Below are 22,097 nucleotides of genomic sequence, written 5' to 3'. Positions count from 1 at the left end.
TTGCCTCCCCGGTCCCGCTGGACGACACCGGGGAGGCAACGATCCCGAGCGCGGCGGCTACCCTCGGCGGGTGTCGAGCACCGTGCAGATCAACCCCAGCATCCTGTCCGCGGACTTCGCCAACCTCGAGGCGGAACTGCAGCGGATCTCCACCGCCGACGCGGCCCACGTCGACGTCATGGACGGCCACTTCGTGCCCAACCTGACGCTCGGGCTGCCCATCGTCGAAGCGCTGCAACGAGTCTCGCCGATCCCGCTGGACTGCCACCTGATGATCGAGGCCCCGGACCGCTGGGCGCCGGCCTACGCCGAGGCCGGCGCGGCGGGGGTCACCTTCCACGCCGAGGCCGCGATCGCCCCGGTGAAGCTGGCCCGCGAGATCCGCGCGGCGGGCGGTCGTGCGGGGATCGCGCTGCGGCCCTCGACGCCGATCGAGCCGTTCGTCGACCTCCTCGGCGAGTTCGACATGATCCTCGTCATGACCGTCGAACCCGGGTTCGGCGGGCAGAGCTTCCTCGACGTCACCCTGCCGAAGGTCCGCCGCGCACGGGCCGCCATCGGTGACCTCGACGTCCGGCTGCAGGTCGACGGCGGGGTCTCCGCGGACACGATCGAACGGGCCGCCGACGCCGGCGCCGACGTCTTCGTCGCCGGGTCCGCGGTCTACGGGGCGCAGGACGCGGCCGCCGCGATCGGGACGCTCAGGAACCTCGCCGCCGGGGCCTGCAGGCACTGACCGGGTCCGCGTGGCACACTGCCGCCAGCAGTACCAACAGCTAGACCGCACGACACGCGTGCTCCGGGGTCGGTGGAAGTCCGAGCCGGCGGTGACAGTCCGCGAGCCCCTGCTTCGGCAGGTGGTTGATCCGGTGGAACTCCGGGGCCGACGGTGAGAGTCCGGATGGGAGGCAGCGCGCGGTGTCGTCGGTGCGAGCCGTCGTCGCCGTCCTCTGCTGACGCGCGTGCCGGTCCCTCCGACGACGCCCGAGTCGACGGTCCGCCGCGGTGCACCCCTCCGGGGATGCTCCGTCGCCGACCCGTCGTCGCCCCCCTGTGTGCACCCCTCCGGGGTCCGTTCGTCGGACCGTCCGAGAGGCAGGAACCGGTGGTGGCACCAGCAGCAGAACTCGCCGCGATGCGACGCGCCCTCGAGCTCGCCGCGCGCGGACCCACGCACGGACCCAACCCCCGGGTCGGGTGCGTGATCCTCGCCCCCGACGGCACGACCCTGGCCGAGGGGTACCACCACGGTGCGGGCTCTCCGCACGCCGAGGTCGTGGCGCTGCAGGCGCTCAGCACCTCCGCCGCGGGGGCGACCGCGATCGTCACCCTGGAGCCGTGCAACCACACCGGGCGCACCGGGCCGTGCAGCCGGGCCCTGCTCGCCGCCGGGATCACCCGCGTCGTCGTCGCGACCCCCGACCCGAACCCGCACGCTGCCGGCGGCATCGCCGAACTCACCGCGCACGGGGTCGACGTCGAGGTCGGCCTGCTGGGAGAGGAGTCCCGGGCCCTCAACGAACGCTGGGCCACCGCCGTCGGCCGCGGCGGACCGTGGGTGACCTGGAAGTGGGCCTCGACCCTCGACGGGCGCTCCGCCGCCGCCGACGGGAGCAGCCGCTGGATCACCTCCGCGACGGCCCGGACCGACGTGCACCGGCTGCGGGCCGAGCACGACGCCGTCCTGATCGGGACCGGGACCGCGCTCGCCGACGACCCCTCGCTCACCGTGCGGCGCGACGGCGTCGTCCGCGGGCCGCAGCCGCTGCGGGTCGTCGCCGGACTGCGCGACCTGCCGCCCGGAGCGCGACTCCTCGACGGGGATGCGGACCTGCTCCACGTCCGCACCCGCGACCCCCACATCGTCCTCGCCGAGCTCGCCGCCCGCGAGGTCCGGACCGTCCTGCTCGAGGGCGGCCCGGCGCTCGCGGCCGCGTTCCTCGCGGCCGGTCTCGTCGACGAGGTCGTCTGCTACCTCGCCCCCGCCCTGCTCGGCGCCGGTCCCGCCGCCGTCGGCGACCTCGGGATCCGGGGGATGCCCGACATCGCCCGCCTGCGGACCACCTCCGTCGACCTGGTCGGCGACGACGTCCGCATCGTCGCCCGGCCGCTCGGCCGTGACGTTCCACCGCAGTACCAGCCCAGTCAGACCAGCCACGAGTTGCAGGAGGCCTTCGGTGTTCACCGGGATCGTTGAGGAGATCGGCGAGGTCGTCGCCGTGGAGTTCGGTGCGGAGTCGGCGAGGCTGACCGTGCGCGGTCCGCTGGTCGTGTCCGACGCCGTGCACGGGGCGTCGATCGCGGTGGACGGGGTGTGCCTGACCGTGGTCGACCAGCCCGAACCGGGGACGTTCACCGTCGACGTCATGCAGGAGTCGTTGGTGCGCAGCTCGTTGCACGACGTCGCCGCGGGGCGTCGGGTGAACCTGGAACGGGCGATGGCCGCCCACGGCCGCCTCGGCGGGCACATCGTCCAGGGCCACGTCGACGGCACCGGCACCATCGCCGTGCGGACGCCGGGGGAGGCGTGGGAGGTCGTGCGGGTCGCGATCCCGGCCGACCTCGCCCGCTACGTCGTGGAGAAGGGGTCCATCACCCTCGACGGGACCTCGCTGACCGTCTCCGGGGTGAGTCCCGTCGAGGAGCGGGAACCGTGGCTGGAGGTTTCGCTGATCCCCACGACGCTGGACCTCACGACCCTGGGTCGCAAACCGGTCGGGGCCACCGTCAACCTCGAGGTGGACGTGCTGGCGAAGTACGTCGAGCGCCTCAACGCCTTCGACCGGTCCGCGCAGGTGTCCGCGTGAACGCCCCGACGGTGGGTCTCGACCGGACCATCGCCGCGGCCCTCGACGCGTTGCGCGCGGGGAGACCCGTCCTGGTGACCGACGACGCCGACCGCGAGAACGAGGGCGACGCGATCCTCGCGGCGGAGCTCGCCACCCCCGAGTGGGTCGGCTGGACCGTGCGGCACACCTCCGGGATGATCTGCGCGCCGATGCCCGCGGAGCGCGCCGACGCCCTCGGGCTGCCGCGGATGGTCGAGCGCAACGAGGACTCCTACCGCACCGACTACACCGTCAGCTGCGACGCGGCGGTGGGCGTCACGACCGGCATCTCCGCCGCCGACCGGGCCCGCACCGCGCGCGTCCTCGCCGACCCGGCCTCGGCCCCCTCGGACCTGATCCGACCCGGGCACGTGTTCCCGCTGCGGGCCCGTCCCGGTGGGGTGCGGGAACGGCCCGGACACACCGAGGCCGCCGTCGACCTCTGCCGGTTGGCGGGGCTCGCGCCGGTCGGGCTCATCTCGGAGCTCGTCGAAGACGACGGATCGATGTCACGCTGGGACCAGATCGTCGCTCTGGGTGAGGAATTCGACCTGCCCGTGCTGACGATCGCCGATCTGCGGGCTCACTTGACCGCAGCTGCACCCGAGGGAGAGCACAGATGAGCGGGGACGGAAGTCCGGAGATCACCGTCGACGGGAGCGGGCTGCGGATCGCGGTCGTCGCCGCCCGGTGGCACACCGAGACCATGGACGGCCTCGTCGCGGGGGCGCGCCGCGCACTGGAGGCGTCGGGCGTCACCGACGTCACCGAGGTGCGGGTGCCCGGAGCGTTCGAGCTGCCCGTCGCCGCCTCCCGCCTCGCCCGGGCGGGCTACGACGCCGTCGTCTGCCTCGGCGTCGTCATCCGCGGGGGCACCCCCCACTTCGAGTACGTCTGCGACGCGGCGACCTCGGGGCTGACCCAGGTCGCGGTGACCACCGGCGTCCCGATCGGCTTCGGGGTGCTGACCGTCGACACCGAGGCGCAGGCGCTGCACCGTGCCGGCCTGCGCGGCTCGCGCGAGGACAAGGGCGCCGAAGCCGTCCTCGCCGCCCTGGAGACCGTCGTCGCCCTGCGCGACGTCGCGCCCCTCCCGAAGGGCTGACCCCGCCGGGTGGGATCGCGAGGTCGGATCGCAGGGTGGGATCGTTGCCTCCCCGAGGTCGCTGGGGGTCCTCGGGGAGGCAACGATCCCACCCGGCCGGCTCCGCCAGGGGGTGGCAGGAAAGCGGGGCGCCACCACCTAGACTCCGTGCACGTGAAGACCTTCGACGCCCTGTTCGCCGAGCTGAGCGACAAGGCGCTGACCCGACCCGCTGGGTCGGGGACGGTGCTGGAACTGGACGCCGGGGTCCATGCCATCGGCAAGAAGGTCGTCGAGGAGGCGGCCGAGGTGTGGATGGCTGCGGAGCACGAGTCCGGGGAACGGACGGCCGAGGAGATCTCCCAGCTGCTGTACCACCTGCAGGTGCTGATGATCTCCCGCGGACTGACCCTCGACGACGTCTACGCCCACCTCTGAGGAACCCACCATGCTGCGCATCGCCGTCCCCAACAAGGGTTCTCTCGCCGAGGCCGCCAGCGCCATGCTGCGCGAGGCCGGCTACAACCAGCGCCGCGAGGCGAAGGAACTCATCCTCGACGACCCGGACAACTCCGCGCAGTTCGTCTTCCTGCGCCCGCGCGACATCGCGCTCTACGTCGGCTCGGGGACCCTCGACGTCGGCATCACCGGTCGTGACCTGCTGCTGGACTCCCACGCGCCGGCGTCGGAGATCCTGCCGCTGGAGTTCGCCCGCAGCACCTTCCGCTTCGCCGGCCGCCCCGGGGTCGCCGAGGGTGTGAGCGACCTGCAGGGCCGCCGCATCGCGACCAGCTACTCCGGCCTGCTGGGCAAGCACCTCGCCGAGCACGGCGTGACCGCCGACATCGTGCACCTCGACGGGGCCGTGGAGACGGCCGTCGCCCTCGGCATCGCCGACGTGATCGCCGACGTCGTCGAGACCGGGACCACCTTGCGCGCCGCCGGGCTCGAGATCTTCGGTGAGCCGATCATGTCCTCGGAGGCGACCCTCGTCCGCCGGGCCGACGCCCCGCTCGACCCGGCCGTCGAGGTCCTGGTGCGTCGGCTGCGCGGGGTCCTCGTCGCCCGCCAGTACGTGATGGTCGACTACGACTGCCCGAAGTCGATCGTCGAGGAGGCCTGCGCGATCACCCCGGGGCTGGAGTCCCCGACGGTGTCGCCGATGGCGAACCCGGACTGGGTGGCGGTACGCGCCATGGTGAAGAAGGCGGCGACCAACCAGGTCATGGACGACCTCTACGACCTCGGTGCGCGGGCGATCCTGGTGACCAGCATCCACGCCTGCCGGTTGTGACGCCCCCCGTGCCGAGTGCGGTCCCGGAGTCCCCGTTCCGCCCGCGCCGGGCGCGGGTCGTCGGACTGGTCTTCGCCGTGGGCGTCGTCGTCGTGATGGTCGGGATGTCGATCCTGCTCACGTTCTCGCCGCAGTCCGGGTGGACCGGCCAGGACACCGTCTCGGCCGTCGTCTTCGCCGTGCTGCTCGCCGGCGTCCTCGTCCGCCTCGTCGCGGTCCGCGCCCGGGTGACCGCCGACGGCCTCGAGGTCCGCAACGTCGTCTTCACCCGGCAGGTGGCCTGGGGCGCGGTCGTCGCCGTCCGCTTCGGCGGGGCCGAGCCGTGGCTCACCCTCGACCTCGACGACGGCGAGAACCTCGCGGTCATGGCCGTCCAGCGCGCCGACGGCGAGTTCGCCCAGACCGAGGCGCGGCGCCTGGCCCGCCTCGTCGAGGCGCACGCGCCGCGCCCCGACGTCGACTAGCGCCAGGCCGGTTCCCCGCCCGCCGTGGTGTCGGACGTGAAGACGACGTCGGCACGGAACGGCTCGTGCGAGAACAGCTCCGCCTCCTGAGCGGCCCACGCGTCCCAGTGCGCCTCGAACGTCGCCCCGTCCCGGGTCAGGGCCCGGTCGCGTCGGACGTCGGGGTCGGCCTCCAGGCGAACTAGCAGGTCCACGGGCCGGGCGCAGCCCGACCCGACCCCCTCGACCACGACGGTCCCCGCCCGGGGGAGGACGACCTCGCGGGTGTAGGCGGCCGTGGCCCAGTCCCAGACCGGGTGGGTCGTCGACGCGCCGGAACGCAGACCGTCGAGGACCCGGCCCAGCAGCCGCACCGACGCCGCGAGACCGGACCACCCCGGGTAGAGGTCGTCCATGTGCACCACGACCGCCCCGACGCGGGCCGCGAGGACGTCGGCGAGGTCGGTCTTGCCCGACCCGGACCGGCCGTCGACCGCCACCACCACCGGACCGGCGGGTGGGACCGGCGTCGCCGCCAACAGGGCGACCACCTCGTCGACGACGTCGGTGGTCGAGCGGGCGGTCAGAACCACGTGGGGCACCAGGGGGCCTCGGGCGTCGCGAAGAGCGTCTGTAGGGCGAACGCGTCCGCGGCGGAGCAGTCGAGGCGTCCCGCGCGGTGCAACGCCACCGCCGAGGTCCCGCCGAGCACGAGCGAGGCCAGCTCCCCGACCCCCAGCACGACGTCGGGCGCCGCGTCGGTGGTGGTGATCTCGGCGCAGACCCACCCGTCGGCGCCGCAGCGCTGCGGGGCGACGTGCAGGGAGACCGTCGCGTCGGCCAGCCCCAGCGGGTCCACGACCTTCAGCACCAGCGTCCCGCAGCCCAGGTAGCGCCGTGCGGCCAGCGCACCCGGGACGTCGAGGACGCGCAGCCACGCGAAGTCGTCCACGGGCCCGGTCTGCACCGCACGGGGATCGAGGAGCAGGTGCGGCAGCAGTTCGTCCACGGGCCGGTCCTTGGCCCGGGTGGTGCGCACCAGGTCGATCGAGGTCACGAACTCCCAGAGCGCGCGGTAGGCGGCGGGCGTCGTCGCCGTCAGGTCCAGGACCGTCGTCGTACCGGTGACGACGCGCCCCACCGACTCGTCGCGCAGCTCGTAGACGACGTAGCCGTCGGCGGCCCCGCGCTCGTCGCGGTGCAGCACCGCGTGACCGTGGGTCCCGATCCAGCGCCCCGCGCCCCGGCGGTTCGCGGCCTCCCAGAAGGCGGCGTCGCGGTGCAGGCCACCCGGGCGGGACCGCCGCGCCGCGTCGTGGACCAGGGCCGCCTCGTCGAGCGCTCCGGTGACGAACTCCAGCGACCCGCTCGCCGCCGGCGCGTCGTCGCGGAACCGCACCCGGGTGTTGTCGATGGCCAGGCTGGTCGCCCGGGTCGCGGCGCCGAACCCGAACCGGCCGTAGATCGGGGCCTCCGCCGCGATGAGCGTCGCGAAGGCGTGCCCGGCGAGCCGGGCGCGCTCGAGGTCCGCCGTCAGCATCCGCGTCAGCAGCCCCCGCCGGCGGTGGGTCGCGAGGACGGTCGCCGTGGAGACCGCGTCGACGCTCACCGGACCGGCGCCCGGCATCGTCAGCTCGGAGTCGAAGGTCCGCAGCGTCGCGACGAACCGCTCACCGTCGCGGACGGCGGTGAGGCGGTGCGCGGCGATGGCCTTCGACCGCTCGTCGAGGTCGGCCTCGGTGGGGGCGGCCTCGAGGAAGGCCGCCCGGCTGGAGGTGTACCAGGCGCGCAGGGCGTCCCGGTCGCCCGGGTCGACCGAGCTCAGCGGAAGGGTCTCCTCGAGCACGCTCATGCCCGCCACCGTAGCGGTCGGGCCCCGACGCGGCCCCGTCTAGTCTGACCCCGTGAGCGTCGCCGTCCGTGTCATCCCCTGCCTCGACGTCGACGCCGGCCGCGTCGTCAAGGGCGTCAACTTCGCCGACCTGCGGGACGCCGGTGACCCCGTCGAACTCGCGCGGCGCTACGACGCCGAGGGCGCCGACGAGCTGACGTTCCTCGACGTCACCGCCTCCTCCGGCTCGCGGGAGACCACCTACGACGTCGTGCGCCGCACCGCGGAGCAGGTCTTCATCCCCCTCACCGTCGGCGGCGGTGTCCGCAGCGTCGCCGACGTCGAGAAGCTGCTGCGCGCCGGCGCGGACAAGGTCGGCGTGAACACCGCGGCCATCGCCCGGCCCGAACTCATCGCCGAGATCGCCGACCGCTTCGGCGCGCAGGTCCTCGTGCTCTCCGTCGACGCCCGCCGGACCCTGCCCGGCGAACCCACCACCGCGTCCGGCTTCGAGGTCACCACCCACGGTGGCCGACGGGGGACCGGCCTCGACGCCGTCGAGTGGGCCGCCCGCGCCGCCGAGCTCGGCGCCGGGGAGATCCTGCTGAACTCGATGGACGCCGACGGCACCAAGGCCGGCTTCGACCTCGAGATGCTCGGCCAGGTCCGCGCCCGGGTCAGCGTCCCCCTCGTGGCCAGCGGCGGCGCCGGGGCCGTCGAGCACTTCCCGCCGGCCGTCGCCGCGGGCGCCGACGCCGTCCTCGCCGCCAGCGTCTTCCACTTCGGCCAGCTCACCGTCGGCGAGGTCAAGGACGCGCTGCGGGCCAGCGGGTCCGCCGTCCGCTAGCCCGGGAAAGCCTTCCGGAAGCGCTGCACCGCAGCGGGAGTGCCGTCGATCTCGACCTTCGCCCGACTGCGCCGACCGAACGCGTGCAGCACCAGCTCCGCCGGCTCACCCGTGAGCGAGACGGCCTCCTCACCGGAGCGGACGACGGCGCGCGGACCGCCCGGGGTGACCAGCACGACCCCGACCCCGGCACGGCGGTAGGCGACACGACCCATCACCCTCACCGTGCGCCACAGCGTCGCCGTCTGCCCCCGGGGGAGCTCGCGCGGGGCCCAGTCGTCCTGGGCCCGCAGGATGTCCTCGTGGTGGACGAAGAACTCCGAGGTGTTCGCCAGGCTGTCCAGCGCCTGCAGCTTCAGCGGCCCGTGCGGGCCGTTGCGCACCCGCTCCACCAGCTCCTCGAAGGGCTGGGCGCCCAGTTCCGCCAGCACCCGCGCGCGTCGCGGGCGCAACGGGCCCACGGCTTCGCCCAGCACCACGTCCGGCCGGTTGTCGCGCACCGCCAGGTGCACCAGCAGGTCACGCACGTCCCAGCCCGCGCAGAGCGTCGGCGCGTCGGGACCGACCCGCGAGGCGCTGTCGCACAGCGCGTCACGCTCCCGCCGGGCGTCGGTGCGGTGGCTGCTGCGGGGGGCCTGCGCCGTCGTCATGGCCAGATCGTGCCACCCGGGGCGGAGCGCGCCACGCGCGGGCGGTGAGACCATCGTCCCCGTGTCGTCCCTCGATCTCGATCCCCACGTCGCCGAGCGGCTCAAGCGCAACGAGGCCGGACTGGTCTGCGCCGTCGTGCAGCAGCACGACACCCGGGAGGTGCTGATGGTCGCCTGGATGGACGACGAGGCGCTCGCGAGCACGCTGGCCACCGGCCGGGCCACCTACTTCTCCCGCAGCCGCCAGCAGTTGTGGCGCAAGGGCGACACGTCGGGGCACGTCCAGTGGGTCAAGAAGGTCTCGCTGGACTGCGACGGCGACGCCCTCCTCGTCGAGGTCGACCAGGTCGGGGCCGCCTGCCACACCGGCGACCGCACGTGCTTCGACGCCGTGACGCTGCCCCTCCTGCCGGCGTGAACGCCGGACGCGAACGCGGTCTGCTGCTGCTCGCCGGGATCGCGGGGGCCGTCGTCGGCCTCGGGGCCGGTGCGCCGACGTGGGTGAGGGGGGCCGTGGAGACCGCCACCGGTGCGAGCGCCGTGCTCGTGAACGGCCGCGACGCCGCCCCCGTCGCCACCGCGCTGAGCCTGGTCAGCCTCGCCGCCGTGGTGGCCTCGACGCTGGGGCGCCGGGTCGCGCGGCTCGTGGCCGCGGTGGTCCTCGTCCTCGGCGGAGCCGGGACGGTCGTGGCCAGCCTGGCCGTCACCTCGGACCCGTCCGCGGCGTTGACCGCGCCCGCCCGGGCCGCCAGCGGGACGACCGGGGTCCGCCTCCAGGGCGACCCGTCGGTGCGGCCCTGGCCCGTGGTCTCCGCCGTCGGCGGGGTGCTGGTGCTCGTCGGCGGGGTGGGCGTGCTGGTGCGGACGCGGCGCTGGAACACGGCTGCGCCGTCCGTCGGCTCCACCCGCCACGAACGCGACGCCACCCGCGCCGCGGTCACCCTGGCTCCCCACGAGGACCCTGCCGCGGCCTGGGACTCCCTGACCCAGGGCGACGACCCCACCCGCTGAACCGCTGGACCCGCCCACCCGCTCGACCCACCGCGGCGGGCGGCCGGGCCGGGGGAGTAGGTACGGTGTGCGTAGTACGCCCCCCACCTCCAGGAGCCCACCGTGAGCAGCCAGCAGACCCCCTCGAACAGCCACGGGGCGAACGACTCGACCACCCGCGGAGCCACCGACGTCGTCGACGAGCACGGTCACGGCCACAGCGTCGCGGCCTGGGCCGGTGTCGCGGTGTGCCTCGCCGGGTTCCTCATCCTCTGCCTCGCGATCGTCTTCCCCAGCCTGACCTGGGGGATCATCGGTGGCGTCGTCATCGTGGCCTCCCTGGCCGTCGCGGGCGGGCTGGCCAAGGCCGGGTACGGCGTCAAGAAGGCCGACGGGACCCCGGTCGGCGTCGGCCGCGCCCAGCACTGAGCAGGCCCTCACCGGACGGGGTCAGGACGGTGTCGGGCGTGTCGGTGAGCGGGGATACCCTCGTGCTGTGACTGTCCTCGACGACATCCTGGCCGGCGTCCGTGAGGACCTGGCCGCCCGCAAGGCGCTGACCACCCTCGACGAGTTGAAGGACCGCGCCCACCGTCAGGTCGCGGCGAAGGACGCCCGTGCGCTGCTCAAGCCGCGTGACGTGGAGCAGCGCGGGGTGAAGGTCATCGCCGAGGTGAAGCGCAAGAGCCCCTCCAAGGGGGCCCTCGCCACCATCCCGGACCCGGCCGCCCTCGCCGGGCAGTACGAGCTCGGCGGTGCCACCGTCATCTCCGTCCTCACCGAGCAGCGCCGCTTCGGCGGCAGCCTCGACGACCTCCGTGCGGTGCGCCTGGCCGTGGACGTCCCGGTGCTGCGCAAGGACTTCGTCGTGGATTCGTACCAACTGTGGGAGGCCCGCGCCTGGGGAGCCGACGTCGTGCTCCTCATCGTGGCCGCCCTCGAACAGGAAGCTCTCGTGTCCCTCATCGAACGCACCCAGTCCCTGGGCATGACCGCGCTGGTGGAGGTGCACACGGCCGAGGAGGTCGCGCGCGCCCTCGACGCCGACGCGAAGGTCATCGGGGTCAACAACCGCAACCTCAAGACCCTCCAGGTCGACAACGGCACCTTCGCCGACCTCGCTCCGCTCATCCCCGACCACGTCGTCAAGATCGCCGAGTCGGGCGTGTCCGGTCCCCGCGACGTCGTCGAGTTCGCCCGCGCGGGCGCGGACGCCGTCCTCGTCGGCGAGACCCTGGTCAAGGGTGCGGACCCCCGCCGTGCGGTCGCCGACCTCGTCGCCGCCGGCGCGCACCCCTCCATCCAGGCGGTGCGCCCGTGAGCGCCTCCGCCGGGGTCAACGAGACGCCCCTGTCCACCTCCGCTCGCAGCTTCGCCCAGGAACGCGGCCCGTACTTCGGGGACTTCGGCGGCCGCTTCGTCCCGGAGGCGCTGGTCGCAGCGCTCGACGAGATCGAGGCCGCCCACAACGCGGCCATGGCCGACGAGGGCTTCCTCGCCGAGCTCGCCGAACTGCACCGCAGCTACTCCGGTCGTCCCAGCATCATCACCGAGGTCCCGCGCTTCGCGGCCCACGCCGGTGGGGCGCGGCTCATCCTCAAGCGCGAGGACCTGAACCACACCGGTTCGCACAAGATCAACAACGTGCTGGGCCAGGCGCTGCTCACCAAGCGGATGGGCAAGAAGCGGATCATCGCGGAGACCGGGGCCGGCCAGCACGGTGTCGCCACCGCCACCGCCGCGGCCCTGATGGGTCTCGAGTGCGTCGTCTACATGGGCGAGGAGGACACGAAGCGGCAGGCGTTGAACGTCGCCCGCATGCGTCTCCTCGGCGCGACCGTCGTGCCCGTCACGGCCGGCAGCCGCACCCTGAAGGACGCCGTCAACGAGGCCTTCCGCGACTGGGTCGCCTCCGTCGACACCACCCACTACGCCTTCGGCACGGTCGCGGGCCCGCACCCGTTCCCGGTGCTGGTCCGCGACCTGCAGAGCGTCGTCGGCATCGAGGCGCGCCAGCAGGTGCTCGACCTCGTCGGCCGGCTGCCCGACGCCGTCGCTGCGTGCGTCGGTGGCGGGTCGAACGCCATCGGCATCTTCCACGGCTTCCTCGACGACCCGGGCGTCGCGTTGTACGGCTACGAGGCCGGCGGCGACGGGATCGAGACCGGCCGCCACGCCGCGCCGATCTCGGCCGGCGTCACGGGCGTCTTCCAGGGGGCCCGCCAGTACGTCATGCAGGACGACGACGGCCAGACGATCGAGTCGCACTCCATCTCCGCCGGCCTGGACTACCCGGGCGTCGGTCCGGAGCACGCGTGGCTGGCGGCCAGCGGACGCGCCACGTACCGCCCGGTCACGGACGCCCAGGCCATGGAGGCGTTCCGCCTGCTCTGCCGCACCGAGGGGATCATCCCCGCGATCGAGAGCTCGCACGCGCTCGCCGGCGCGCTGGACCTGGGCAAGGATCTCGGCCCGGACGCCGTCATCCTCGTCAACCTCTCCGGGCGCGGGGACAAGGACGTCGACACCGCGGCGCGCTGGTTCGACCTCGTCAGCGACGCCGACCTCGTCGCCTCCGAAGCCGAGCGGGTCTCCGAGGCCCCCGAGAAGACCGAAGGATCCGGCTGGTGAGCACCTTGGAGAGCCCCGCACGCGTGGGCAAGGCCGCTGCGGCGGTGGACCGGGCGAAGTCCGAGGGGCGCGCCGCGCTCGTCGCGTACCTCCCGGTCGGCTACCCCGACGTCGACGCCTCGATCGACGCGGCCAAGGCCGCCGTCGCGGGGGGTGCGGACATCATCGAGCTCGGGTTGCCCTACTCCGACCCGACGATGGACGGGCACACCATCCAGCAGGCGGTCGACGTCGCGCTGGCCCACCGGACCCGGCCCGTCGACGTCCTGCGGGCCGTCGAGGGGGTCGCCGCCACCGGCGCCGCCACCCTCGTCATGACCTACTTCCCGCCGATCGACCGCTACGGCATGGACCGCTGGGCGACCGACCTGGCCAACGCCGGGGGAGCGGGCCTCATCACGCCCGACCTCATCCCCGACGAGGCCGCCGCCTGGATCGCCGCCAGCGACGACCACGACCTGGAACGCGTGTTCCTCGTCGCTCCGAGCTCGACCGACGCCCGGCTGGCGACGACGGCGGCCGCGTGCCGCGGGTTCGTCTACGCGGCGTCGTTGATGGGGGTCACAGGAACGCGTGCCACGGTGGGCGCGGGAGCGTCGGAACTCGTCCGACGCACCCGCGCGGCCGGTGCCGAACGCGTCTGCGTCGGCCTCGGGGTCTCCACCCCGGCGCAGGCGACCGAGGTCGCGGGCTACGCCGACGGCGTCATCGTCGGCTCGGCCTTCGTCCAGCGCCTGCTCGACGCGGACTCGCCCCTCGCGGGGGCGCGTGCCGTGGAGGAGCTCGCCCGTGCCCTCTCCGAGGGTGTCCGCGCCGGCTGAACGCCTTCACCGACGAGAACCCCGACGAGGAGAACCTGCGTTGAGCACGAAGAAGCCCGGTGGCAACCCCGCACGAGCCGGGGAGGCCGAGGACGCGCGCGAAGCCCGGCGCAAGAAGGCCGCGGCCCTGCGCCAGCGTGAGCTGGCCCGCGAACGCAGCCGCAGGGTGGTGCTCATCAGCATCGCCGTCGTCGTGGTGCTGGCGCTGGTCGCCGTGGTCGTCGTCGTGATCCGACGGGCGAGCGAGCCCACCGCCGCAGCAGCGCAGCAGATCCCCGCCAGCGCCGGTGCCGCGGGGGCCGGGTACGTCCTGCCGGGCACTCCGGCCACCGGGGCGCCGACGGTGGACATCTGGCTCGACTACCAGTGCCCCTACTGCAAGCAGTTCGAGACCGCGGCCGGGGAGAGCTACCTCGCCATGGCCGCGGCCGGGCAGGCCAAGGTCGTGGTGCACACCCTGACCTTCCTCGACGGCAACCTCGGCAACACCGCCTCGCAGCTCGCGGCCGAAGGGGCGGCCGCGGCCGAAGCGCAGGGGAAGTTCGCGGAGTACACGACGACGGTCTTCGCCAACCAGCCGAAGGAGGGCGTCGGGTACACCGTGGCCACCCTGCGCGACCTGGCGAAGGAGGCGGGGGTCCCCGACCTCGACGCGTGGCAGAAGGCGGTCGAGGGTCACGCCTACCGCGACTACGTCGACTCCGTCGAGGACTCGATGAAGGCCGCCGGGGTCAGCGGTACCCCGACCATCACCGTCACCCCCGTGGGCGGGGAGAAGAAGGAGATCCCGACCGCGGACCTCCTCGGCTCCGACCCGGCCGGCGCCCTGCAGCAGGCCGTCACCGCCGCGACGGCCGCGCCGTGATCCCCGCCGCCCTGGCCTCTGCCCTCCCCAGCCCGACGGTCGCCGTCTGGCACCTGGGCCCGATCCCGGTGCGCGCGTACGCGTTGTGCATCGTGCTCGGGATCGTCGCCGGCGTGGTCATCGCCGAGCGTCGCTGGCAGGCCAAGGGCGGCCGCAAGGACTTCGTCCTCGACGCCGCGGTGTGGGCCGTCCCGCTGGGCGTGGTCGGGGCGAGGCTGTACCACGTCATCACCTCCCCCCAGGCGTACTTCGGTGCGGACGGCAGTCCGGTCCGCGCCCTCTACGTCTGGGAGGGCGGGCTCGGGATCTGGGGCGCGATCGCCGGTGGGGCCCTCGGGGTCTGGATCGCCTGCCGCCGGGCCGGGTACCGGCTCGCGCCGATGGCGGATGCGATGGCCCCGGGTCTGCTGGTCGCGCAGGCCCTGGGCCGCTGGGGCAACTGGTTCAACAACGAGCTCTACGGTCGCTCCACCGACGTGCCCTGGGCCCTGACCGTCCACCGCTGGGACGAGTCGGCCGGCCGCGCCGTCGTCGGTGCCGACGGCAACCCCGTGGTGCTCGGCACCTTCCACCCGACGTTCCTCTACGAGTCGTTGTGGTGCGCGGCGGTGGCGGTCGTGATCGTGCTGCTCGACCGGCGCTTCCGGCTGCGCCACGGACAGGCGTTCCTGCTCTACGTCGCGCTGTACTGCCTGGGCCGCAGCTACTTCGAGGACCTGCGCATCGACGAGGCCAACCAGATCCTGGGCCTGCGGGTCAACCAGTGGGTGGCCGGGATCGTCTTCGCGGTCGCACTCGTCGCGTTCATCCGTTCACGCAGGGTGCACAGGGACGATCGTGGTCAGCCCGAGGTCCTGGAACGGGTAGCCTCCTCCGAGTCGCCGGCGGTCACCCCGTCCCGTGACGAAGCGATGCAGACCGGCGGACCGACCGTCACCGCGACTGCCGATCACCCTCCGCTGGACCGTGAAGAACGCCCGGACGCGCGCAATTCGTGATGATCCGGTGACGCGGTAGTGCGCCTGAGCACCGCGTCTCGCGCGTTACAGTGAGGTGAACGCGGGCCAGCGCCGCCCCCCGTTCGTGGTGCGCGCCCTCCAGGCGTGAGCCTCATCTCGAAGAGACCCACCCGGCTCGCCGAGATCGCCACCCGTGTGGCGAACGCTCGAGGAGATCCGTCGAGAGACCCCCTGTCCACTCGAGGTCGATCGCGACCTCTCTCCGAGGACGGTGCACTGCATGTCGCATTTCCCCGCGTCGCACCCGATCACCACGTCCGTGACCCAGCCGCTGACCCCGCCGGTCCGCCCGCTGCCGTTCACGTCGTTCCCGCCCTCGGCCGGTCTCTACGACCGAGCCAACGAGCACGACGCCTGTGGTGTCGCCTTCGTCGCCACCATGCGCGGCGAACCCGGTCACGACATCGTCGACCACGCCCTCACCGCCCTGCGCAACCTGGACCACCGGGGTGCGGTCGGCGCCGAGACCAACACGGGTGACGGGGCCGGCATCCTCACCCAGGTCCCCGACGAGTTCCTGCGTGCCGTCATGGCCGAGCAGGGCGTCGAGCTGCCGTCCAAGGGGGCCTACGCCGTCGGCAACGCCTTCCTGCCGGTGGACGAGACCGAGCGCGCCGCCGCGGTCGCCCGCATCGAGGAGATCGCCGTCGCCGAGGGCCTCGACGTCCTCGGCTGGCGCGACGTGCCTGTGACGGCCGACCTCGTGGGCCAGCAGGCGCGCGCCGCGATGCCCTTCTTCGCCCAGCTCTTCGTCGCGACCCGCCGCGAGGGCCTGCAGGCGCAGGAGACCGGCATCGTCCTGGACCGCCGCGTCTACGCGCTGCGCAAGCTCGCCGAGCGCGAACTCGCCGTCTACTTCCCCTCCCTGTCCTCGCGGACCATGGTCTACAAGGGGATGCTCACCACCGGGCAGCTCGAGCCGTTCTTCCCCGACCTCTCCGACCGCCGGTTCACCTCCGAGCTCGGCCTGGTCCACTCCCGCTTCTCGACGAACACGTTCCCGAGCTGGCCGCTGGCGCACCCGTTCCGGGCCATCGCCCACAACGGCGAGATCAACACCGTCAAGGGCAACCGGAACTGGACCGCCGCCCGCGAGTCGACGATGTCCACCCCGCTCATCCCGGGTGACGTCCAGCGCCTCGGCCCGGTCTGCGCGACCGAGGGCTCCGACTCCGCCTCCTTCGACGAGGTCCTGGAGCTGCTGCACCTCAGCGGAAGGTCCCTGCCGCACGCGGTGCTGATGATGATCCCGGAGCCCTGGGAGAACAACACCGAGATGGACCCGGCCCGCCGGGCCTTCTACGAGTTCCACTCGATGTTCTCCGAGCCGTGGGACGGCCCGGCCAACCTCACCTTCACCGACGGCACCGTCATCGGCGGCGTCCTGGACCGCAACGGCCTGCGCCCCTCGCGGTACTGGGTCACCGACGACGGTCTCGTCGTGCTGGCCTCCGAGACCGGTGTGCTCGAGCTGGACCCGTCCTCGATCGTGGCCCGCGGCCGCGTCGCCCCCGGCAAGATGTTCCTCGTCGACACGGCCAAGGGCCGGATCGTCGACGACGAGGAGATCAAGTCCGAGCTCGCCGCCGCCCAGCCCTACGCCGAGTGGCTCAAGAACGTCGTCCACCTCGGCGACCTGCCCCCGCGCGAGCACATCGTGCACAGCCACGCCTCGGTCACGCGTCGTCAGCAGACCTTCGGCTACACCGAGGAGGAGCTGCGGCTCATCCTGGCGCCGATGGCCCGTGCGGCGGCCGAGCCGATCGGCTCGATGGGGTCCGACACCCCGCTCGCGGTGCTCTCGCCGCGTCCGCGGTTGCTCTTCGACTACTTCGTCCAGCTCTTCGCGCAGGTCACGAACCCGCCCCTGGACGCGATCCGCGAGGAGCTCGTCACCTCGCTGATCACCACCGCCGGGCCGCAGCAGAACCCGCTCTCGGAGTCGGCGGCGCACTGCCACCAGCTGGTGCTGCCGTTCCCGGTGATCGACAACGACGAGCTCGCGAAGATGGTCCACATCGACAAGGACCGTCGCAACCCCGGTCGCACCACCCACACCGTCAAGGGCCTGTACCGGGTCGCCGGCGGCGGGGCGGAACTCGCCCGTCGCATCGAGGAGATCCGCGCCGAGGTCTCGCGCGCCATCGCCGACGGCGCCGTCTTCGTCGTGCTCTCCGACCGCGACTCCAACGCCGAGTACGCACCGATCCCGTCGCTGCTGCTCACCTCGGCCGTCCACCACCACCTCGTGCGCCAGAAGCTGCGCACGCAGGTCGGGCTGCTCGTCGAGGCCGGTGACGTCCGCGAGGTGCACCACGTCGCGCTGCTCATCGGGTACGGCGCGGCCGCGGTCAACCCCTACCTGGCGATGGAGACCGTCGAGGACCTCGTCCGCCACGGCGTCATCACCAACGTCGACGGCACCACGGCCGTGAAGAACCTCATCAAGGCGCTCGGCAAGGGCGTCCTGAAGGTCATGTCGAAGATGGGCATCTCGACCGTCGCGTCCTACCGCGGGGCGCAGGTCTTCGAGGCGCTGGGTCTCTCCCAGACCCTCGTCGACGAGTACTTCACCGCCACGACCTCCCGCCTCGGCGGCGTCGGCCTCGACGTCCTCGCCGAGGAGGTCTCCCAGCGGCACCGCCTCGCCTACCCCCTCGAGGGCCAGGAGCGCGCGCACCGCCGGCTGGAGACCGGGGGCGAGTACCAGTGGCGCCGTGAGGGTGAGCCGCACCTGTTCGACCCCGAGACCGTCTTCCAGCTGCAGCACTCCACGCGTCAGCGCAACGAGGGCCTCTTCCGCAAGTACACCTCCCGGGTGGACGAGCAGTCCGAACGGCTGATGACCCTGCGCGGTCTGCTGCAGCTGAAGAAGGGGGTCCGCGAGCCCGTCCCGCTCGACGAGGTCGAACCCGTCAGCGAGATCGTCAAGCGGTTCAACACCGGCGCGATGAGCTACGGCTCGATCAGCCAGGAGGCCCACGAGGTCCTCGCGGTCGCCATGAACCAGCTCGGCGGACGGTCCAACTCCGGTGAGGGCGGCGAGGACGTCGACCGCCTCTACGACCCGCAGCGGACCTCGCGCGTCAAGCAGATCGCCTCCGGCCGCTTCGGCGTCACGAGCAACTACCTGACCTCGGCGACCGACCTGCAGATCAAGGTCGCGCAGGGCGCCAAGCCCGGCGAGGGCGGTCAGCTGCCCGGGCACAAGGTGTACCCGAACATCGCCAGGACCCGGCACTCCACGCCGGGCGTCGGGCTCATCTCGCCGCCGCCGCACCACGACATCTACTCCATCGAGGACATCGCCCAGCTCATCCACGACCTGAAGAACGCGAACCCGGCCGCCCGGGTCCACGTGAAGCTGGTCTCCGAGATCGGCGTCGGCACCGTCGCGACGGGTGTCTCCAAGGCCAAGGCCGACGTCGTGCTCATCTCGGGTGCCGACGGTGGCACGGGCGCCGCGCCGCTGACGAGCCTCAAGCACGCCGGCGGTCCCTGGGAGCTCGGTCTCGCCGAGACCCAGCAGACCCTCGTCGTCAACGGGCTGCGCGACCGGATCACCGTCCAGGTCGACGGTCAGTTCAAGACGGGCCGCGACGTCGTCATCGCCGCGCTGCTGGGCGCCGAGGAGTTCGGCTTCGCGACCGCCCCGCTGGTCGTGTCGGGCTGCATCATGATGCGCGTCTGCCAGTTGGACACGTGCCCGGTCGGCGTCGCGACGCAGAACCCGGAACTGCGGGCACGCTTCACCGGCAAGGCCGAGTACATCGTGAACTTCTTCGAGTTCATCGCCCTCGAGGTGCGCGAGATGCTCGCCTCGCTCGGTTTCCGCTCGGTCGAGGAGGCCGTGGGCCACGTCGAGGTCCTCGACAGCCGTCGTGCCGTCTCGCACTGGAAGGCGTCCGGTCTGGACCTCTCGCCGATCCTGCACGCGCCGGTCCCGCCGGCGGGCACGACCCTCTACCGGTCCCAGACCCAGGACCACGGGCTGGAGAAGGCGCTGGACCACGTGCTCATCGAGCGCGCCTCCGGTGCCCTCGCCGACGGGACGCCGGTCCAGGTCGAGCTGCCCGTGCGCAACGTCAACCGGACCGTCGGCACGTTGCTGGGTCACGAGCTGACCCGGAAGTGGGGCGAGGACGGTCTGCCCGAGGGCACGATCGACGTGACCCTCACCGGGTCGGCCGGTCAGTCCCTCGGGGCGTTCCTGCCCCGGGGCATCACGTTGCGCCTCTTCGGCGACGCCAACGACTACGTCGGCAAGGGGCTCTCCGGCGGGACCGTCGTCGTGCGCCCCGACCGCGCCTCGGGTTCCCGGGGACGCGACATCGTCGCCGGCAACGTCATCGCCTACGGCGCCACGAGCGGTTCGCTCTTCCTGCGCGGTGAGGTCGGCGAACGCTTCTGCGTCCGCAACTCCGGGGCGACGGCCGTCGTCGAGGGGGTGGGTGACCACGCGCTGGAGTACATGACCGGCGGGGTGGTCGTGATCCTCGGCCGCGTCGGGCGCAACGTGGCCGCGGGCATGTCGGGCGGATTCGCCCACGTGCTCGACCTCAAGGAGTCCCGCGTCAACCGCGACATGGTCGACGTCGTCCCGCTCGACGACGAGGCCGCCGCGACGGTGCACCGGCTGCTGGTGCGCCACCGCGACCACACCGACTCCACCACCGCCGCCAAGCTGCTCGCCGACTGGGGCACTGCGCGGCACCGTTTCTCGACGATCGTCCCGCGGGACTACCAGCGCGTCCTCGAGGTGCGGGCCAAGGCCGTCAGCGACGGCCTCGAACCCGACTCCGACGCCGTGCTCACCCGCATCATGGAGGCTTCGCATGGTTGATCCCCGGGGATTCCTCACCGTCCGGGAGCGGGAACTGCCCCCGCGCCGTCCCGTCCCGCTGCGCCTCATGGACTGGCGCGAGGTCTACGAGAAGCAGGACATGCAGCAGTTGCAGCGCCAGGCCGGGCGCTGCATGGACTGCGGCATCCCCTTCTGCCACAGCGCGTGCCCGCTGGGGAACCTCATCCCCGAGTGGAACGACCTGGTGAGTCGCGGTGACATGCACGAGGCCATCGAGCGCCTGCACGCGACGAACAACTTCCCGGAGTTCACCGGGAAGCTCTGTCCCGCGCCGTGCGAGTCGGCCTGCGTGCTGGGCATCAACCAGCCGCCGGTGACGATCAAGCAGGTCGAGGTGATGATCGCGGAGAACGCGGCCGAGAACGGCTGGCTGGAACCGCGCGTCCCCGAGCGGCTCACGGGCAAGACCGTCGCCGTCATCGGGTCCGGCCCGGCCGGGCTCGCGGCGGCGCAGCAGCTCACCCGGGCCGGTCACACCGTCGCCGTCTACGAGCGCGACGACAAGATCGGCGGGCTGATGCGCTACGGCATCCCCGAGTTCAAGATGGAACGCGCCGTCCTGGACCGTCGTCTCGCCCAGATGGAGGCCGAGGGCACCCGGTTCCGCGCCGGCGTCTCCATCGGTGAGGACATCACCGGCGAGCAGCTGCGCGACCGCTACGACGCCATCGTCGTCGCGACGGGCGCGACGGCGTGGCGCGACGTGGACCTGCCCGGCCGCGACCTGGCCGGCATCCACCAGGCCATGGAGTACCTGCCGCCGACCAACCGCGTCGCGGTCGGGGAGGAACGTCCCGCGGACCACATCGACGCGGCGGGTCTCGACGTCGTCGTCATCGGCGGCGGCGACACCGGCTCCGACTGCTACGGCACCGCCCTGCGCCAGGGCGCGAAGTCGGTCACGCAGCTGGACATCTACCCCCAGGCTCCGGGGGAGCGGCACGAGGCCGAACCGTGGCCGACGATGCCCAAGGTCTTCTCGGTGTCCTCCTCCCACGAGGAGGGCGGGGAGCGGAAGTTCTCCGCCTCGACCCAGGCGCTGATCGGCGAGGACGGTCACGTCACCGCGCTGCGCGTCGTCGAGGTCGAGAAGGTCGACGGCGTCTGGACCCCGATCGAGGGGACCCAGGAGGACCTCCCGGCCCAGCTCGTGCTGCTCGCGATCGGCTTCACCGGTCCCGAGCACGGTGGTCTGGTCGAGCAGCTCGGTCTGCAGGCCGACGCCCGCACCCGCTTCACCCGCACCCCGGGCTACGCGACCTCGACGCCGGGCGTCTACGTGGCCGGCGACGCCGGTCGTGGGCAGTCGCTCATCGTGTGGGCCATCGCCGAGGGGCGCGCCTGCGCGTCGGCCGTCGACGAGTTCCTCATGGGCGACACCGCGCTCCCGTCGCCCATCCGGGCCGACGCGGTGCCCCTGACCGCCTGATCGACCCGACTTCTGGGGGACTTCCCACCTTTCTCGTGCGCGGGAAGGGTGGAGAGTCCCCCAGAAGTGGTTCACCGGACTACCAGCCGGCGACCTCGTCCTTGTCGTAGGTCCAGACGGCGTTGTCGCTGAGCACCGTCACGTCGGCGGCGTGCCCGGACAACCCGCGGGCCTGTGCGGCGGCGGTGACGCGCGCGAGCGCGTGCCGGGCCGCGCCCTGGGCGTCCAGACCGTCCCCGTCGACGCTGATGACGACGTCGTGGCGGGGTGCGTCGACCTGCTCGAGGCGCGGGTGGGTCGCGTGCAGGTCGGCCAGCAGCGTCTGCAACGCCCCCGGCGGCCAGCGGCGGTCCTCGTGCAGGCGCAGGTAGACGGCGTACTCGTGCTCGCTCCCCTCCTCCGCGAGTTCGTCGATCTCGCGGTCGAAGTCCTTCTGCTGCTGCGGTTCGTGCGCGTTCACGGGCCCAGTGTGACGGGGCCGGGGGAGTGCGGCCCGTCGAG

22 protein-coding genes, 1 pseudogene and 1 riboswitch are annotated in these 22,097 nt (G+C 72.9%); of the genes and pseudogenes, 19 read left to right on the top strand and 4 right to left on the bottom strand.

Annotated elements, in window-relative coordinates; genetic code table 11:
- Positions 1-70: 70 nt before the first annotated feature.
- From rpe to AC0I8G_RS06895, 8 genes and pseudogenes are all read left to right on the top strand, one after another.
- Complete coding sequence (gene rpe, locus AC0I8G_RS06930) at positions 71-736, top strand: ribulose-phosphate 3-epimerase (RefSeq protein ID WP_328295931.1); 666 nt, start codon at positions 71-73, stop codon at positions 734-736.
- Between the two features lie 54 nt (positions 737-790).
- Positions 791-917: riboswitch (FMN riboswitch) on the top strand.
- Between the two features lie 191 nt (positions 918-1,108).
- The gene (gene ribD, locus AC0I8G_RS06925) at positions 1,109-2,197 is read left to right on the top strand and encodes a bifunctional diaminohydroxyphosphoribosylaminopyrimidine deaminase/5-amino-6-(5-phosphoribosylamino)uracil reductase RibD (protein WP_471729272.1); all 1,089 of its coding nucleotides are present in this window, start codon (positions 1,109-1,111) and stop codon (positions 2,195-2,197) included.
- The gene (locus tag AC0I8G_RS06920; RefSeq protein WP_471729271.1) at positions 2,178-2,807 is read left to right on the top strand and encodes a riboflavin synthase; all 630 of its coding nucleotides are present in this window, start codon (positions 2,178-2,180) and stop codon (positions 2,805-2,807) included. Before ribD ends, AC0I8G_RS06920 begins: the two co-directional genes overlap by 20 nt.
- A gap of 29 nt (positions 2,808-2,836) precedes the next feature.
- A pseudogene (gene ribB, locus AC0I8G_RS06915) lies at positions 2,837-3,415 on the top strand (3,4-dihydroxy-2-butanone-4-phosphate synthase); the annotation flags it as partial.
- 32 nt (positions 3,416-3,447) lie between these two features.
- Positions 3,448-3,933, top strand: coding sequence for a 6,7-dimethyl-8-ribityllumazine synthase (ribH, locus tag AC0I8G_RS06910; RefSeq protein WP_471729270.1), 486 nt, complete (start codon positions 3,448-3,450; stop codon positions 3,931-3,933).
- Positions 3,934-4,086: 153 nt separating this feature from the next.
- A complete protein-coding gene (locus AC0I8G_RS06905; protein WP_380156636.1) occupies positions 4,087-4,350 on the top strand; it encodes a phosphoribosyl-ATP diphosphatase in 264 nt (87 codons plus the stop codon).
- A gap of 10 nt (positions 4,351-4,360) precedes the next feature.
- The gene (hisG, locus tag AC0I8G_RS06900) at positions 4,361-5,206 is read left to right on the top strand and encodes an ATP phosphoribosyltransferase (protein WP_328295937.1); all 846 of its coding nucleotides are present in this window, start codon (positions 4,361-4,363) and stop codon (positions 5,204-5,206) included.
- A gap of 8 nt (positions 5,207-5,214) precedes the next feature.
- Positions 5,215-5,670, top strand: coding sequence for a PH domain-containing protein (locus AC0I8G_RS06895; protein ID WP_471729269.1), 456 nt, complete (start codon positions 5,215-5,217; stop codon positions 5,668-5,670).
- On the opposite strand, the gene AC0I8G_RS06890 is transcribed toward AC0I8G_RS06895, so the two are convergent.
- Together AC0I8G_RS06890 and AC0I8G_RS06885 are read right to left on the bottom strand one after the other, a co-directional pair.
- Complete coding sequence (locus AC0I8G_RS06890) at positions 5,667-6,251, bottom strand: nucleoside/nucleotide kinase family protein (RefSeq protein WP_471729268.1); 585 nt, start codon at positions 6,249-6,251, stop codon at positions 5,667-5,669. The two genes, AC0I8G_RS06895 and AC0I8G_RS06890, sit on opposite strands and share 4 nt — an antisense overlap.
- Positions 6,233-7,501, bottom strand: coding sequence for a GNAT family N-acetyltransferase (locus tag AC0I8G_RS06885; protein WP_471729267.1), 1,269 nt, complete (start codon positions 7,499-7,501; stop codon positions 6,233-6,235). Before AC0I8G_RS06885 ends, AC0I8G_RS06890 begins: the two co-directional genes overlap by 19 nt.
- A gap of 52 nt (positions 7,502-7,553) precedes the next feature.
- Between AC0I8G_RS06885 and hisF the strand changes: the two genes are divergently transcribed.
- Complete coding sequence (hisF, locus tag AC0I8G_RS06880; protein WP_328295941.1) at positions 7,554-8,327, top strand: imidazole glycerol phosphate synthase subunit HisF; 774 nt, start codon at positions 7,554-7,556, stop codon at positions 8,325-8,327.
- Here hisF and AC0I8G_RS06875 read toward each other — a convergent pair.
- Positions 8,324-8,977, bottom strand: coding sequence for a TIGR03085 family metal-binding protein (locus tag AC0I8G_RS06875; RefSeq protein WP_471729266.1), 654 nt, complete (start codon positions 8,975-8,977; stop codon positions 8,324-8,326). The genes hisF and AC0I8G_RS06875 overlap by 4 nt on opposite strands.
- Here AC0I8G_RS06875 and hisI point away from each other — a divergent pair.
- The 10 genes from hisI to AC0I8G_RS06825 all read left to right on the top strand — a co-directional run bounded on the left by hisI (position 8,976) and on the right by AC0I8G_RS06825 (position 21,596).
- The gene (gene hisI, locus AC0I8G_RS06870; RefSeq protein ID WP_380156622.1) at positions 8,976-9,395 is read left to right on the top strand and encodes a phosphoribosyl-AMP cyclohydrolase; all 420 of its coding nucleotides are present in this window, start codon (positions 8,976-8,978) and stop codon (positions 9,393-9,395) included. The genes AC0I8G_RS06875 and hisI overlap by 2 nt on opposite strands.
- Positions 9,392-9,988 (top strand): Trp biosynthesis-associated membrane protein, encoded by a 597-nt coding sequence (locus AC0I8G_RS06865; RefSeq protein WP_471729265.1) that lies wholly within the window; start codon positions 9,392-9,394, stop codon positions 9,986-9,988. Before hisI ends, AC0I8G_RS06865 begins: the two co-directional genes overlap by 4 nt.
- A gap of 102 nt (positions 9,989-10,090) precedes the next feature.
- Positions 10,091-10,396, top strand: coding sequence for an HGxxPAAW family protein (locus AC0I8G_RS06860; RefSeq protein WP_380256324.1), 306 nt, complete (start codon positions 10,091-10,093; stop codon positions 10,394-10,396).
- 67 nt (positions 10,397-10,463) lie between these two features.
- A complete protein-coding gene (trpC, locus tag AC0I8G_RS06855) occupies positions 10,464-11,288 on the top strand; it encodes an indole-3-glycerol phosphate synthase TrpC (RefSeq protein WP_471729264.1) in 825 nt (274 codons plus the stop codon).
- A gap of 29 nt (positions 11,289-11,317) precedes the next feature.
- Positions 11,318-12,598 (top strand): tryptophan synthase subunit beta, encoded by a 1,281-nt coding sequence (gene trpB / locus AC0I8G_RS06850; RefSeq protein WP_471729408.1) that lies wholly within the window; start codon positions 11,318-11,320, stop codon positions 12,596-12,598.
- Positions 12,595-13,419: a tryptophan synthase subunit alpha gene (trpA, locus tag AC0I8G_RS06845; RefSeq protein ID WP_471729263.1), complete on the top strand. Its 825-nt coding sequence runs from the start codon at positions 12,595-12,597 to the stop codon at positions 13,417-13,419. Before trpB ends, trpA begins: the two co-directional genes overlap by 4 nt.
- Before the next feature lie 40 nt (positions 13,420-13,459).
- Positions 13,460-14,284 (top strand): DsbA family protein, encoded by an 825-nt coding sequence (locus AC0I8G_RS06840; protein WP_471729262.1) that lies wholly within the window; start codon positions 13,460-13,462, stop codon positions 14,282-14,284.
- Entirely contained in the window at positions 14,281-15,282 is a 1,002-nt protein-coding gene (gene lgt / locus AC0I8G_RS06835) for a prolipoprotein diacylglyceryl transferase (RefSeq protein ID WP_471729261.1), read from the top strand. The genes AC0I8G_RS06840 and lgt overlap by 4 nt, the downstream gene beginning before the upstream one ends.
- A 241-nt stretch (positions 15,283-15,523) precedes the next feature.
- Positions 15,524-20,146: a glutamate synthase large subunit gene (gltB, locus tag AC0I8G_RS06830; protein ID WP_471729260.1), complete on the top strand. Its 4,623-nt coding sequence runs from the start codon at positions 15,524-15,526 to the stop codon at positions 20,144-20,146.
- On the top strand, positions 20,139-21,596 hold the full coding sequence (locus AC0I8G_RS06825) for a glutamate synthase subunit beta (protein ID WP_380256338.1): 1,458 nt from the start codon (positions 20,139-20,141) through the stop codon (positions 21,594-21,596). The genes gltB and AC0I8G_RS06825 overlap by 8 nt, the downstream gene beginning before the upstream one ends.
- Before the next feature lie 79 nt (positions 21,597-21,675).
- On the opposite strand, the gene AC0I8G_RS06820 is transcribed toward AC0I8G_RS06825, so the two are convergent.
- Positions 21,676-22,056, bottom strand: coding sequence for a hypothetical protein (locus AC0I8G_RS06820; protein WP_328295952.1), 381 nt, complete (start codon positions 22,054-22,056; stop codon positions 21,676-21,678).
- Between the last annotated feature and the right edge of the window lie 41 nt (positions 22,057-22,097).

This window comes from Kineococcus sp. AC630 (assembly GCF_979255925.1).
Note: the sequence above shows the minus strand (reverse complement) of the source record. Positions and strands in the feature narration are given on the sequence as shown.

Bases quoted from the DNA above. Each gene is read 5' to 3' on its own strand.
- ribH (WP_471729270.1), top strand. From the start codon at position 3,448: ATGAGCGGGGACGGAAGTCCGGAGATCACCGTCGACGGGAGCGGGCTG.
- hisG (WP_328295937.1), top strand. From the start codon at position 4,361: ATGCTGCGCATCGCCGTCCCCAACAAGGGTTCTCTCGCCGAGGCCGCC.
- AC0I8G_RS06885 (WP_471729267.1), bottom strand. From the start codon at position 7,501: ATGAGCGTGCTCGAGGAGACCCTTCCGCTGAGCTCGGTCGACCCGGGC.
- hisI (WP_380156622.1), top strand. From the start codon at position 8,976: ATGGCCAGATCGTGCCACCCGGGGCGGAGCGCGCCACGCGCGGGCGGT.
- AC0I8G_RS06875 (WP_471729266.1), bottom strand. From the start codon at position 8,977: ATGACGACGGCGCAGGCCCCCCGCAGCAGCCACCGCACCGACGCCCGG.
- gltB (WP_471729260.1), top strand. From the start codon at position 15,524: ATGTCGCATTTCCCCGCGTCGCACCCGATCACCACGTCCGTGACCCAG.
- AC0I8G_RS06825 (WP_380256338.1), top strand. From the start codon at position 20,139: ATGGTTGATCCCCGGGGATTCCTCACCGTCCGGGAGCGGGAACTGCCC.